Consider the following 791-nt stretch of genomic DNA (forward strand, 5'->3'; position numbering starts at 1 on the left):
GGTGCAAAGAGATGGGGCAGTAAAAAATCGCTTGTTGGTGCTTTGTTGCGTGAAAGCTGTTGGTGCCTTTAGGGTGTGAGGAAAAATTGATCATCTAATCAGTATTGCTAACGAAAAAGAAGGGGTGCGTGTTTTGGTGCAAAGAGATGGGGCAGTAAAAAATCGCTTGTTGGTGCTTTTGCTGGGTAATGGCGTGGTGTCATTTGGCGGTTGGATTGATTATATCGTGATTTTGACCGTATCTGTGTTCACGTGGAAAGCTGATCAATATGACGTCGCTTTTATTGGAGCGGCAACATTATTACCTGGTATCGTTCTGTCTAAGCCAATTGGAATGTTGGTAAGTCACCGTTCTATGATCCATTGGTTGCGGGCGTCACTGCTGTTACGGGCACTCTGTACTGGCGGTTTATTGATGGCGACGAGTCTGCAAGGATTTATTATACTTGGAGTTAGTCGAGCGACATTCAACAGTCTAGCCATGCCTGCAATTTCCGTTCTCAGTGCAAATTCGGTGCCTGAAAACGGACGGACTCGTTACTATTCTGTGCTTAACATGATCAATAGCGCGGCAAAGATGATAGGACCTGCTTTGGGGAGTGCTCTGTCTGTACTTTTATCAGATACCTATACTTTATTGTTTTCTGGATTTTTGACATTGCTAGGCTTTATGGTGTTTTGTTGTCTTGGTGCACAACCTGTCTCGTCGCTCATGATAAAAACAGCGAATACCATAAAATCAAAGCAGAGGCTTTATGGGACAACTTGGTATGCCTATGTGGCGGTGATGT

General features: G+C 44.2%; 1 protein-coding gene. It reads left to right on the forward strand.

The features are described from left to right. Positions 1-136: 136 nt before the first annotated feature. Positions 137-791 (forward strand): MFS transporter (locus tag ACFIN0_RS09935; RefSeq protein ID WP_375702474.1); only part of this gene is annotated, 655 nt, incomplete at its 3' end.

Origin of the sequence: Bartonella sp. AA89HNZF (assembly GCF_042196905.1) — a bacterium.
In the GTDB taxonomy this organism is placed as follows: Bacteria; Pseudomonadota; Alphaproteobacteria; order Rhizobiales; family Rhizobiaceae; genus Bartonella.